This is a genomic window from Nonomuraea typhae (genome assembly GCF_009760925.1).
GTDB lineage: Bacteria > Actinomycetota > Actinomycetes > Streptosporangiales > Streptosporangiaceae > Nonomuraea > Nonomuraea typhae.
In genome coordinates this window covers 133093-145391 of record NZ_VRLV01000013.1, presented here as the reverse complement: position 1 = coordinate 145391, position 12299 = coordinate 133093, and the positions used below count along the sequence as shown (strand labels likewise).

10 protein-coding genes are annotated in these 12299 nt (G+C 69.0%); 5 read left to right on the top strand and 5 right to left on the bottom strand.

The window, feature by feature from the left end; all coding sequences use genetic code 11:
• Positions 1 to 206 precede the first annotated feature (206 nt).
• Positions 207 to 926, bottom strand: coding sequence for a PIG-L deacetylase family protein (locus FVE25_RS38410; RefSeq protein ID WP_157252411.1), 720 nt, complete (start codon positions 924 to 926; stop codon positions 207 to 209).
• Positions 927 to 1051: 125 nt separating this feature from the next.
• Here FVE25_RS38410 and pcrA point away from each other — a divergent pair, with 125 nt between their 5' ends.
• Complete coding sequence (pcrA, locus tag FVE25_RS38405) at positions 1052 to 3268, top strand: DNA helicase PcrA (RefSeq protein WP_157252551.1); 2217 nt, start codon at positions 1052 to 1054, stop codon at positions 3266 to 3268.
• Positions 3269 to 3379: 111 nt separating this feature from the next.
• Here the strand turns inward: pcrA and FVE25_RS38400 are convergent, their stop codons facing one another.
• Entirely contained in the window at positions 3380 to 4264 is an 885-nt protein-coding gene (locus FVE25_RS38400; protein ID WP_157252410.1) for a L,D-transpeptidase, read from the bottom strand.
• 117 nt (positions 4265 to 4381) lie between these two features.
• Here FVE25_RS38400 and galE point away from each other — a divergent pair, with 117 nt between their 5' ends.
• Positions 4382 to 5374 carry a UDP-glucose 4-epimerase GalE gene (gene galE / locus FVE25_RS38395; protein ID WP_157252409.1) on the top strand — a complete coding sequence of 331 codons (993 nt, stop codon included), beginning with the start codon at positions 4382 to 4384 and terminating at the stop codon, positions 5372 to 5374.
• 92 nt (positions 5375 to 5466) lie between these two features.
• Here galE and FVE25_RS38390 read toward each other — a convergent pair whose 3' ends face one another.
• Together FVE25_RS38390 and FVE25_RS38385 are read right to left on the bottom strand one after the other, a co-directional pair.
• Entirely contained in the window at positions 5467 to 6213 is a 747-nt protein-coding gene (locus tag FVE25_RS38390; RefSeq protein ID WP_181019855.1) for a hypothetical protein, read from the bottom strand.
• Positions 6214 to 6467: 254 nt separating this feature from the next.
• Positions 6468 to 7349 carry a hypothetical protein gene (locus FVE25_RS38385; protein WP_157252407.1) on the bottom strand — a complete coding sequence of 294 codons (882 nt, stop codon included), beginning with the start codon at positions 7347 to 7349 and terminating at the stop codon, positions 6468 to 6470.
• A gap of 379 nt (positions 7350 to 7728) precedes the next feature.
• On the opposite strand from FVE25_RS38385, the gene sucC reads away from it, so the two are divergent.
• The 3 genes from sucC to FVE25_RS38370 all read left to right on the top strand — a co-directional run bounded on the left by sucC (position 7729) and on the right by FVE25_RS38370 (position 11839).
• Positions 7729 to 8910: an ADP-forming succinate--CoA ligase subunit beta gene (gene sucC, locus FVE25_RS38380; RefSeq protein ID WP_157252406.1), complete on the top strand. Its 1182-nt coding sequence runs from the start codon at positions 7729 to 7731 to the stop codon at positions 8908 to 8910.
• Complete coding sequence (sucD, locus tag FVE25_RS38375; protein ID WP_157252405.1) at positions 8910 to 9785, top strand: succinate--CoA ligase subunit alpha; 876 nt, start codon at positions 8910 to 8912, stop codon at positions 9783 to 9785. The genes sucC and sucD overlap by 1 nt, the downstream gene beginning before the upstream one ends.
• Positions 9786 to 10219: 434 nt before the next feature.
• Entirely contained in the window at positions 10220 to 11839 is a 1620-nt protein-coding gene (locus FVE25_RS38370) for a cell division protein PerM (RefSeq protein WP_157252404.1), read from the top strand.
• Here the strand turns inward: FVE25_RS38370 and FVE25_RS38365 are convergent.
• Positions 11836 to 12249: a hypothetical protein gene (locus FVE25_RS38365; RefSeq protein WP_246268104.1), complete on the bottom strand. Its 414-nt coding sequence runs from the start codon at positions 12247 to 12249 to the stop codon at positions 11836 to 11838. The genes FVE25_RS38370 and FVE25_RS38365 overlap by 4 nt on opposite strands.
• Positions 12250 to 12299: the final 50 nt, after the last annotated feature.

Sequence of the window (12299 nt, the reverse complement as noted above, 5' to 3'; positions counted from 1 at the left end):
GGAGACGCATTGCGAGGGCGCCCTCGGGAGGGCCACCGGGTGGTTGCGCCCGGGAAAGCGGGGTTTCCCGGTCGGCTGGTGATGGAGGGGTCGTAACGGCGCCCAGCCCCGTGCCGTCCATCAGCGGCGTTCCCCTGGAGGCCCCCAGCCACGTATGGCGGGTGGCGGTGGGGGCGGCCTCGCCGTAAAGACCGTAAAAGGGGCCGCTACGCGGTGGGGACGATCTGGAAGCCTTCGGCGTAGCGGTCGGGGCCGAAGCCCGCCGTGGTGGCGTTGTGGGACATGCGTTCGCGCACGAAGCCCTCGAATCCCTCCCGGTGTGACACCTGGCTGGCGTGGGACAGCAGCGCGGCCACCTTACGGTCGATGCTGTCCGTGATGTCCACCCAGTGGTTGGGCGTCATCCCCCCGTTCAGCCACACCTCCTTGACCGTCCACTCCTGCAGCCCCTCGTCCCGCAGCAGCTCGGGGAAGGCGTACGGGTTGCGCGCGTCGGGGTAAACCGCGTCCAGCGTGGCGCCGCCGACGGCGCGGTGGTCGGGGTGGCTGGGCGCGATGGCCATGTAGTTGCGGTCGGGGTGGTGCGTGATGACCAGGTCGGGCCGCACCTGCCGGATCACGCGGGCGATGTCGCGGCGCAACTCCAGGGACGGCACGACCGTCCCGTCGGCGTACCCGAGGAAGCGGACGTCGGTCACCCCCACGGCCTTGGCGGCGGCCGCCTGCTCGGAGCGGCGCAGTTCGGCCATCCCCGCGTTGTCCTGGCTGCGCTCGTTGCCTCCGGCGTCACCGTCGGTGACGAGCAGGTAGGTGACCTCGACGCCCCGGTCCACCATGAGGGCAACCGCTCCGGCGGCGCCGAAATCCGCGTCATCCGGATGCGCGGTCACCACCAGGACCCTGTTGACCTCGTTGTCCGCCAGCATGGTGTCCCCTTTCTGATCTCTCCCTGGGCACAACCAGGCGGTCGCAGTCGGCATTCCGAGTCACGATTGTCGGTGGGGCGTCCTAATCTAGGGGCGTGCCGACCCAAGTCTCTCTTGACCACCCGTTGCTCGACGGTCTCAACCCGCAACAGCGCGAGGCCGTGATCCACCATGGCAGCCCGCTGCTCATCGTTGCGGGCGCGGGGTCGGGGAAGACGAGGGTGCTCACGCACCGCATCGCCTACCTGCTGGCCGAGCGCAAGGTGCACCCGGGCGAGATCCTGGCGATCACCTTCACCAACAAGGCCGCCCGGGAGATGAAGGAGCGCATCGACAAGCTCATCGGCCCGCGCTCGAAGGTCATGTGGGTGATGACCTTCCACAGCGCCTGCATGCGCATCCTGCGCAAGGAGGCCAAGCGCCTGGGCTTCCCGTCGAGCTTCTCGATCTACGACCAGGCCGACTCGCAGCGGCTGATGGCGATGGTCTGCCGCGAGCTCGACCTCGACCCGAAGCGCTACCCGCCGCGCGGCTTCTCGGCCCAGGTGAGCAACTTCAAGAACGAGCTCATCGACTACGAGACCGCGATCGACCGGGCGTCCAACCACCTGGAGAAGACGCTGGCCCAGGCGTACAAGGCGTATCAGCTGAAGCTGACCGAGGCCGGCGCCATGGACTTCGACGACATCATCATGAACACGGTGACGCTCTTCCAGCTCTTCCCCGAGGTGGCCGAGCACTACCGCATGCGCTTCCGGCACGTGATGGTCGACGAGTACCAAGACACCAACCACGCCCAGTACATCCTGATCCGGGAGCTGGTCGGCCATCCGGAGCTGAAGACAGCCGACGGGGAGCTGGTCCGCACCGGGTCCGACATGTCGGAGCTGTGCGTGGTGGGCGACGCCGACCAGTCGATCTACGCCTTCCGCGGCGCGACCATCCGCAACATCCTGGAGTTCGAGCGCGACTACCCCGACGCGCGCACGATCCTGCTGGAGCAGAACTACCGCTCCACCCAGAACATCCTGGCCGCCGCCAACGCGGTCATCTCCCGCAACGAGGGCCGCAAGCCGAAGAACCTCTGGTCCGACCAGGGCGACGGGCCCAAGATCGTCGGGTACGTCGCGGACAACGAGCACGACGAGGCCATGTTCGTCGCGCAGGAGGTCGACCGGCTGTCCGACGAGGAGGGCGTGAAGCCGTCCGACGTGGCCGTCTTCTACCGGACCAACGCCGCCTCCCGCGTCTTCGAGGAGATCTTCATCCGCACCGGCCTGCCGTACAAGGTGGTCGGAGGCGTGCGCTTCTACGAGCGCAAAGAGGTCAAGGACCTGCTGGCCTACCTGCGCGTGCTGGCCAACCCCGCCGACGTGGTGTCGCTGCGCCGCATCCTCAACGTCCCCAAGCGCGGCATCGGCGACCGCGCCGAGGCGATGGTCGAGGCGCTGTCCTCGCGCGAGGGCATCACGTTCTGGGACGCGCTGCGCCGCGCCGAGGAGGCGTACGGCATGGCCACCCGCTCACTCAACGCGGTCCGGGAATTCGTCGCCATGCTCGAAGAGCTGATCGCCAAGGGCGAGGGCATGCCGCCGTCCGCGCTGGCCGAGGAGATCCTGGTCGCCACCGGCTACCGCGCCGAACTGGAAGCCTCGGACGACCCCCAGGACGAGTCCCGCCTGGAGAACCTCAACGAGCTCATCTCGGTGGCCCAGGAGTTCGAGGAGGCCAACCCCGAGGGCACCCTGGTGGAGTTCCTGGAGCAGGTCTCCCTGGTGGCCGACGCCGACCAGATCCCCGACGCCGAAGGCGGCCAGGGCGTGGTCACGCTGATGACCCTGCACACCGCCAAGGGCCTGGAGTTCCCGGTCGTCTTCCTGACCGCCATGGAGGACGGCGTCTTCCCCCACATCCGCTCCCTGGGCGAGCCCAAGGAACTCGAGGAGGAACGCCGCCTGGCCTACGTCGGCATCACGCGGGCCCAGCAGCGCCTCTACATCACCCGGGCGGCCGTCCGCAGCTCCTGGGGCGCCCCGTCCTTCAACCCCGCCTCCCGCTTCGTGGGCGAGGTCCCGCCCACGCTGCTCGACTGGCGTACCGACCCGGAGAAGTCCGCCCGCACCGCCGCCGTCCGCCGCGACCCGACCCCCGCCCCGGCCAAGAAGACGGCCCGTGCCGTACCCACCCTGACGCCCGGCGACCGGGTGACCCACGACGCCTTCGGCCTGGGCACGGTGGTGTCGGTGGACGGGGTGGCCGAGAAGACCAAGGTCAAGATCGACTTCGGGAGTGGCGGGGAGAAGACCCTGCTGCTGGCTTACGCGCCGCTGGAGAAGCTCTAGACGTCCCACAGCGTGGCCGGTTCGGCGGGGTTGACGATCTCGCCGAACACGGCGCGCATGCCGCTCGTCCAGCCGGGGTCCTGTTTCCACCAGGTTTTCCCTTGGGCGGCCTCAGCGTGATGGAGTGAGGGCGCTGCCCTTCTTCCATTCGGTCCAGTTGAGCTGCCAGTAGCTCCAGCCGTTGGTCCAGTCGAGCTTGCGCTTCGTGCCGGTGATCTTGATGACGTCGCCGCGCTGGGTGATGCCGTAGAACCACTTGGCGCCGGCGGGGGTGGCGCGGACGCAACCGTGGCTCTGGTTGCTGCGGCCGAGGAACTGGTAGTAGCCGGCGCTCTGGTGGACGTACTCGCCGCTGTCGGAGATCCGCACCGCCCAGGGGATCTCTTCCTTGTAGTAGCGGGGGTCCTTGGGGTCGGTGACGCCGAGCCACGAGGAGGTCATGGTCTCCATGGGCTTCTTGTTCATGGCCAGGTGCACGCCGCTGGTGGTCAGGTAGACGTCCACGCCGTTCTTGACCAGGCCGCCGCGGCCGGCGCTGATGGGGATCTTCTTGGCGAGCTTGCCGTCGCGGGTGACGCGCATGACGTGCTTGCGGGTGTCGACGACCGAGATGTTGGCGGCGCCGACGGCGAAGCGGCGGGTGACGTCCTTGGCCGCCTGGTTGCCGGGCAGCTTGCTGAGCTGGGCGGTGAAGGTGACCGTCTGGTGGGCCTTCCAGTAGAACTTGGTGCGGTAGATCACCTTGCGCGGGGCGACCCAGCGCCAGGCGCCGTCCACGGGCTTCTCCGCCTGGACCTGCAGCAGCGCCTCGACGGCCGCGCGGTCCTTCACGTCGCGGTCGAACGTGACGATGATCGGGAAGCCGACGCCGACCTTCTCCGTCTTCTCGTCCATCGGGGTGATGTCGGCGATCTCCAGCTTGCCCGCTTGCGCTTGTGCGACAGAAGGTACGGCCAGCAAGCCGCAGGCCAGCGCCATGGCGGCGATCAATCTCACGAGGGTTCTCCGGGACATGAGTGTGGTGCGTTCCAGAAGTGAGACAGCTGACGGGTGTGTTTGGTGCGTCGGAAGCTCGTAACGATCTAGCAACAGCGGTTGGGTAGGGTGCGGGCTGTGCGAGTACTCATCAGCGGCGGAGCAGGTTACATCGGCAGCACGATCGCCTCGGCGTGCCAGGACGCGGGCATCACCCCGGTCATCCTGGACAACCTGGTGACCGGGCGCAGGGAGTTCGCCGAGGGGCGCGAGTTCTACGAGGGCGACATCGCCGACGGCGCGCTGGTCGACCGGATCTTCGCCGAGCACCCGGACCTCGCGGCGGTGGTGCACTGCGCCGCGCTGATCGTGGTGCCCGACTCGGTGGCCGACCCGGTGGGCTACTACCGGGCGAACGTGGCCAAGAGCCTCGACTTCGCCGGTCATCTCCTGCGGAACGGCTGCCGCCGGATGATCTTCAGCTCGTCGGCCTCGATCTATCAGGCGGGCGACGACTTCACCGTCGACGAGGACTCCGCCCTCGCCCCGATGAGCCCCTATGCCCGCACCAAGGCCCACTGTGAGGCGATGTTCGCCGACATCGCGGCCACCCAGCCGATCGAGGTGCTGTCCCTGCGCTACTTCAACCCGATCGGCGCCGATCCGAAGCTGCGCACCGGGCTGCAGTTGCGCCGGCCGAGCCACGCGCTGGGCAAGATGATCGAGGCGTACGAGGAGGGCCGTCCGTTCGAGATCACGGGCACCGGCTGGCCGACCCGCGACGGTTCCGGGATCCGCGACTTCATCCACGTCTGGGACCTCGCCACCGCCCACGTGGCCGCGCTGACCCGCTTCGACGAGGTCGTGGCCCGGGCGACGGTGATCAACCTGGGCACCGGCGAGGGGACGACCGTGCGGGAACTGGCCGAGGCGTTCAACACGGTCGTGGACCGGCCGATCGAACTGACCGAGGGCGGCCCGCGCCCCGGCGACGTGGCCGGCGCCTACACGCGCAGCTCGCGGGCCGGGGAACTCCTGGGCTGGACGGCGGAGTACTCGATCACCGAGGGCATCCGGGACTCCCTGGAGTGGGCCCGCGTCCGCGACACCCGTCTGTCCGGCGAGGGCTGAGCCCAGCCGCCCGCCGGACGGACGAGGGGTGGGTTCAGCCGCCCGCCGGACGGACGAGGGGTGGGTTCAGCCGCCCGCCGGACGGACGAGGGTCAGCGTCCCTGGCCGAGCGAGGTGATCGCGTCCTCGGGCAGCGACTCGGGCAGGTCGCTGTCCGGGCCGAGCTCGCTGAAGTCGATCCACTGGTCCTTCGGCGGAGCCTTGACGGTGACCCGGGCGCCCCACGCGGTGTACCGGGAGTCGGCCGTCGACTTGATGGTGCCGAGCAGGCCGAAGTCCAGCGCGACGGTGCTGGTCACCCGGCTCACCAGGCCGCGCGAGTCGAGGTCGACCAGGTAGTCGATCTTGACCTTGGCGAACCTGCCGGTGATCTTCCCGCCGGAGGCTTTGGTCAGGTCCTTCATCGTGATCGAGCCGCGATACACGTCACCCTTGCCGGGCTTGGCCTTGGCCAGCACGGTCTTGAGCACCTTCGGCTGGAAGACGTCGATGAGCTGGTTCATGCCGAGCGGGGAAGCGCCGGCGCTCGGGTAGCGCACCCACTTCTTGCCCTCGGGCAGGTTCTCGCCGAAGATCCCGCCCTGGAGGAAGGTGTGGCCCTTGACCGAGATGGTGCGCGAGGCGCCGAGCCCGGCCCCGCCCTTGCCCTTGAGGCGCAGGTCGGAGGCGACAACGCCGGACTTGCCGAAGGCGAGCACGCCCGTGGTCGTGGCGGTGTTCTTCCGGCCGTCGGACTCGATCTTGACGGTCTCGGCGACGCGGACCCCGTGACCGGCGACGAACTGCTTCTTCAGCGCCGCGACCGGGTCCTTCGGCGCCGCCTGCGCGGGGGCGGTCATGGCGACTGCGGCAGCCAGAGTGATGGCTGCACCGGTAAGAATTTTCTTCATAATGTTTCCAATAATCGCAAAGAAAGATCACATTGATATCTCTGTGCACAAATGTCACAGAGGCACCGGGATTGTCGGCGCGGTCGGCCTGGTACGGGCGCGGTGTAACGGCGGGGGGAGCGTCAGACTGCCGGCCGGCGCTGGAGGCCCGGAGGGGGTACGGCGGGGCGCGGTGGGCGCGGCCCGCCGTACAAGAGGGTTGTCTACTTCGCGACCGAGTCGTTGCCGTTGCCCAGCGGCAGGGATTCGGGGAGCTCGGAGCTGCCGTCCTCGAAGGAGGTGGTGACCTCGTCGGCCGGCGGTGCGACGATCTTGACCTTCGCGCCCCAGCCGGTGAAGCGGGTGTCGACGGACACGCCCTCGCCGCGACCGGCCTTCATGCCCAGCGCGGCCGGCGAGTACGAGGTGACCAGGCGCTTCGGCAGGCCCGCGGCGTCGAGCTCGAGCTTGAACGTGATCGGGGTCTTGAGCTGGCTCGCCTTCAGCGTCCCGAACGGGATCGACGCGCGGTACCAGGCCGAGACCTTCTTCAGCTGGCCGACCGTGATGGTGCCCGCGTAACCGCCCTTGACCGCCTTGCCGCCCTGGATCAGCGTCTTCAGCGTCGCGGCCTCGGTGACGTTGACGATCTGGCCGTAGAGGCCGCTGACGCCGCCGGTCAGGCCGTTGGGCATCTTGAACCAGGTCTTGCCGTCCGGCAGCAGCTGGCCGAAGATCCCGCCGGAGATGTACGAGGTCTTGCCGATCCTGATCGTGCGCTCGGGCGTGGCCATGCCCTTGAGGAGCTTGAGGTCCTCGTCCTCGCTGTCGGGAATGTCGGAGGCCCTGATGGCGAACTTGCCGGTGATGTCCGAGGCGGCGAGGCCGGCCGGGGAGAAAGCGAAAGTGCCGTTACGGCGGACGAAGATATTGCGCTGACCCCCGGAGATAAGTGCGGTGCGGTCGGTGAACTTCACACCGGTACCGGCGACGAACTGCTTCTTCAGCGTCGCGACGGGGTCCTTGGGCGCTGCCGCCTGCGCGGGGGCAGCGGTGAGGGAGACGGCGGCCACGGAGAGGGCAACGCCGGCGAAGATGCGCTTCATGAGGCGGAAGCCTGTCAATGGAAGATCACGGCAAAGTCTCAGTAAACCTATTCGTTATACGAATATTTGTGCAAAAATCATGCAGGGGCCCGTCAATCTGCGTCTTTGGCATACATTCCGTTGTCACGCGGCGACACCATGACGTCATGGGGCCTTACGGTCAACCCACACTTAATGGCGAAGCCTCTCAACACCATTCTTCGGGCCGCCGCACGGCCTCGTCCGGAGGTGAGATCACTGTCACATCACGGGAATCGCGTGACCCGGTGACCTGGGCAGGTCAAGCTTGGGGCTAGGCTTCGTTGGCGGAAAACGCCCGGCACGCACGGGGTGGCCCGGGCCGTCGAACACTCAGTCGGAATAGCAAGGACGGACCCTCGTGGACCTGTTCGAACATCAGGCGAAGGAGCTCTTCGCGGACTACGGCATCCCGGTGCCGCGGGGCATCGTCGCCCACACCGTGGAAGAGGCGCGCGCGGCTGCGGAACAGCTGACCGGCCGCGTCGTAGTCAAGGCCCAGGTGAAGACCGGTGGCCGCGGCAAGGCCGGCGGAGTGAAGGTGGCCGACGACGCCGCCGACGCCGTGGACAAGGCCACCGCCATCCTGGGCATGGACATCAAGGGCCACACGGTCCACAAAGTGCTCGTGGAGGAGGCCAGCGCGATCGCCGAGGAGTACTACTTCTCCTTCCTGCTCGACCGCGCCAACCGTACCTTCCTGGCCATCTGCTCGGCCGCGGGCGGCATGGACATCGAAGAGGTCGCCCATAGCGCGCCGGAGAAGGTCGCCAAGGTGGCCGTCTCCGCCATCGCGGGCGTCGACCGCGCCAAGGCCCGCGAGATCGCGGTCGCGGGCGGCCTGCCCGAGAAGTCCCTGGACGGCGCGGCCGAGCTCATCGAGAAGCTCTGGTGCTGCTTCGTCGACGAGGACGCCACGCTCGTCGAGGTCAACCCCATGATCCTGGCCGCCGACGGCCAGGTGAAGGCCCTCGACGGCAAGGTCACGCTCGACGACAACGCCGAGTTCCGCCAGAAGGACCACGAGAAGTTCGCCGACAAGGCGGCCGAGGACCCCCTCGAGGCCAAGGCCAAGGAGAAGGACCTCAACTACGTCAAGCTCGACGGCAACGTCGGCATCATCGGCAACGGCGCCGGCCTGGTCATGTCCACGCTCGACGTGGTCGCCTACGCCGGCGAGGCATTCTCCGGCAAGCCGTCGCCCGCCAACTTCCTCGACATCGGCGGCGGCGCCTCGGCCGAGGTCATGGCCTCCGGTCTCGAGATCATCATGTCCGACCCGGCGGTGAAGTCGATCTTCGTGAACGTCTTCGGCGGCATCACCGCCTGCGACGCCGTCGCCAACGGCATCGTCTCGGCGTTCAAGCTGCTGGAGGAGCGGGGCGAGTCCGTCACCCACCCGCTGGTGGTGCGCCTCGACGGCAACAACGCCGCCCTCGGACGGCAGATCCTGCACGACGCCAAGCTCAACGGCGTCGAGCTGGTTGACACGATGGACGACGCGGCCAAGCGCGCCGCCGAGCTCGCTGCGGTAGGTGCGTAATGGCAATCTGGCTGACCGAGAACAGCAAGATCATCGTTCAGGGCATGACCGGCGGCGAGGGCACCAAGCACGCCAAGCGCATGCTCGCCTCCGGCGCCCGCGTCGTCGGCGGCGTGAACGCCCGCAAGGCCGGCACCACCCACCTCGACCTGCCCGTGTTCGGCACGGTCCGCGAGGCCATGGACGCCACCGGCGCCGACGTGTCGGTCGTCTTCGTGCCCCCGGCCTTCACCAAGGACGCGGTCAAGGAGGCCATCGACGCCGAGATCCCGCTCTGCGTGGTCATCACCGAAGGCGTCCCGGTGCACGACTCCACCGAGTTCTGGGCATACGCCGTCGAAAAGGGCAACAAGACCCGCATCATCGGCCCCAACTGCCCCGGCATCGCCTCGCCCGGCGCCTCCAACGCCGGCATCATCCCCGCCGACATCACCCCGCAGGGCCGCATCGGCCTGGTCTCGAAGTCCGGTACGCTCACCTACCAGCTCATGTACGAGCTGCGCGACTTCGGCTTCTCCACCGCGGTCGGCATCGGCGGCGACCCGGTCATCGGCACCACCCACATCGATGCCCTCCAGGCATTCCAGGACGACCCGGGCACCGACGCGATCGTCATGATCGGCGAGATCGGCGGCGACGCGGAAGAGCGCGCGGCCGCCTACATCGAGCAGCACGTCACCAAGCCCGTCGTCGCCTACGTGGCCGGCTTCACCGCCCCCGAGGGCAAGACCATGGGCCACGCCGGCGCCATCGTCTCCGGCTCGGCCGGCACCGCCCAGGCCAAGAAGGAGGCGCTGGAGAAGGTGGGCGTCCGCGTGGGCAAGACGCCTTCGGAGACGGCCCGCCTGATGCGCGAGATCATGCAGTCCCGCTGACCTCCTCACCCCCTCGCCCCTGTGCCGCCTCGCCGGCACGGGGGCTTGGCGTTTTCCTGGGTACGGCAGCGCCCACCTGGCATCACAACCCGGGGGCGGACACCTTCCGAGGTAGGGAGGCTGAAACCCGGGAAGCGGACCCTTGAGCGGCAGCCCTCAGGGGTGTCCCGGTGTCAGGTGGGAAGCGGGAGGTGGGTTACGGATGGCCGTTGCGGGTGGGGTGGGGAACCACGAAGGTGGGTTACGGATGGCCGTTGCGGTGGGGACCACGTCCGACGTGAGAAGCGACCCCCACGACTGGCGGCAACCCACGACGGCGGGTGGGGGAAGTCGGCTCCGCCGTAACAAAACCACCCACGCACACAGGACGAATGGAACGACCGACGGCGCGCCTATGGGGGCGTGAGCGTCAAAGTTGAGGAAAATAGGTTCCCGTGACGGCGCTAATCGACCACCTGCGGACGGCTCCCCGCGCTGTCCTCGGCAAGATCCCCGGGGTCACGGGCGGCGACGACGACGAGTCCAGGCGGCCCCTTCCGGTGTCCGGGATGCTGGCGGCCGCGGCCACTCTGGGGGTGGGGCTGGCGGTTTTGACCACCTTGACCCTGGTCGGGTGGATGGCCGCGCCCCGCGGGACGCTTGGGCAGGGGTTGCCAGGCGTGTTCCGTACGGCGGCGCAGCTGTGGCTGGCGGCGCATCATGCCGGGTTCGCGATCTCCGGCGGGCGGGTCGGGCTGCTGCCGCTGGGGCTGCTGGTGCTGCCGGGGTTCCTGCTGTACAAGGCGGGGCGGTGGATGGCGCGGGACGCCGATCTGCGGTTGCGGCTGCCGGCGCGGTTGCCGAAGAACTCGCCCAAGGAGAAGGCGCACGCGCGGCGGCGGGCGCAGCTGCTGCTGGTCGGGCAGGCGGGGGTGTCGCTCGCGGCGCCGTACGCGCTGCTGGCCGGGCTGATCGCGCTGGTGGCGCAGAACGACGTCACGCAGCCGTTCATCGGGGAGGCGTTGCTCAGCCACTTCCTGCTGGCGTTCGTCGTGGGGGTGCTGGCGACCGCGCGGACGATCGGGCCGTGGCGCTCGATGCTGCGGCTGCTGCCCGAGCGGGTGCGGGCGCTCACCGTGGGTACGGCGGTGGCCACGGCGATCATGCTGGCCGGTGGCCTGATGCTCGTTCTCGTGGCCCTTGTCCTGAATTTTCAGGATGTCCGGGCGCTGTCCGGGCAGTTGAACACCGGCTTCGTGGGCGGTGTTCTGCTTCTGCTGCTGCAGGGGCTGTATCTGCCCAACGCGGTGGTGTGGGGCATGTCGTACATCGCCGGGCCCGGGTTCGCGTTCGGGACGGGGACGCTGGTGGCGCCCACGGGCGTGCAACTGGGGATGGTGCCGAGCCTGCCGCTGCTCGGGGCCCTGCCGGACAGCGGGCCGGTGCCGGCGCCGATGATGGCGGTGCTGGCGCTGCCGTTCGCGGCCGGGGCCGTGGCCGGGGTGATGGTGGCCAGGATCGCGCCGTCGCCGTCGTATGAGGCGGCGCCGCTGTGGGGCTTCTTCTCCGGGGTCACGACCGGGCTGGTGGCCGGGGTGCTGGCGGCGTTGTCCGGGGGCCCGCTGCGTGGCGGGCGGCTGGCGGCCGTCGGGCCGTCGCCCTGGGAGGTGGCGCTCTCGGTCTGCCTGGAGGTCGGGGTGGCCGCGGGGATCTCGGCCGGGGTGGCCAACTGGCTGTTGCTGTCCCGTAAGGCGAGCAAGCCGCTCAACGCGGCGGCGGCGCCGGTGCGCAAGGCCGGCGCGGTGCTGGCGAAGGCGGCTTCCAAGGTGGGGCTGGCCGAGGCCGATGCCCGGCCGCTGCCGGGGCACTGGATGGACGCGACGGAGAGCGACACCCAGCCGATCCCGGTGATCCGCGACGACTGGCAGGACGAGCACGCCTCAGCGGCCGCCGGGCCGGACACGGCGCCGCATGTGCGCCCGCCCAGGCCGCCGCGCAAGGACATCGTGGACGAGTCCGATGACCGGGGCGGTCATGTCATCTACATCGATCCCTACGCGTGGGATCGCGACTAGACGGTCCCCAGGATGCGCAGCACCTCGGGCGGGAGTTTCCGCTCCGTGGCGTCGCGGAACTGGGTGTAGCAGTCGCCCTGCGCGGAGACCGTCCCGGCGCCCTTCATGCACTCCTGATAGGCGGTGTACTCGTCCATCAGGTACAACTGCAGCGCGGTCGCGACGGCCGACACCACGAGGGCCACGCTGGAGACCGTGATGCCCCCGGTGGCGATCTTGGTGGATTTGCCCGCGGCCCGCAGCATCGGGAGTGCCTTGATCCCGGACATGAGGGCGAAGCCGGCCATGACCAGCCCGGCGAGGGGCAGCATGAACGTCATGGCCAGCGCTGCGATGGCCAACCAGATCGCGCGGCGTCCCGCCGAATCCGCGGGTTCCTGGCCTGCCGGCGCCTGCACCGGTGTCGACACCTGACCTCCTCTGCATCGCCGGGCGAGTGAGCAGATACGCTGTCAGCCCA